This window comes from Vibrio sp. YT-19(2023) (genome assembly GCF_033337395.1).
The window spans coordinates 1-525 of sequence record NZ_JAWOQN010001104.1 but is presented as its reverse complement, the minus strand read 5'-3'; the positions used below and the strand labels follow the sequence as shown (position 1 = coordinate 525).

The 525-nt window shown below is 47.2% G+C and carries 1 protein-coding gene; it reads right to left on the bottom strand.

Features of this window, described 5'->3' with window-relative positions:
* The coding region (locus R7E78_RS30285; protein ID WP_318059164.1) for a hypothetical protein at positions 1–525 on the bottom strand (525 nt) is incomplete at both ends.

Sequence of the window (525 nt, the reverse complement as noted above, 5' to 3'; positions counted from 1 at the left end):
GACCGTTACAGTCCACGTTGAGAATGGATTTCCGGTCACATCGGTGTTGTTAAAAGCAGACGAGAGATCGTTCGCCAAGCCATTGTTGGTAAGTAACGTGTTGATGTTCTGGGTAACGTGGTAACCATGTGCAATCGCACCACCGTTGTTACTGACTTTGATTTCGAAATTAAGCTTACCGTTGATTAAATAAGGTGTCGAAGACAAAAGTGTATGGGTAAGCGTAACGTTCGGCGTCGCTGGAGGCGTGACAAGAACATTGCTTTCTACAGGGCCATCGCGCGTTAACGCCGACGCCTTAGTTGTAATGTCAGAAACCAGATCATTCGCAACGGTCGCTTTGATGGTGTAAGTGATGTAACCACCCACGGATAGCTCCGCATTCTCTACCGACAAATCATCTGCTTTCGAAAATGTTCCCGTATTACTCCCAGAAGAAGCGACAGCACTGATCTCGACATGACTAAAAACTGGAGCGTTGGCACCGCTTAGAACCTCACCAGTAAGAGACAGAAAAGGTTGGGT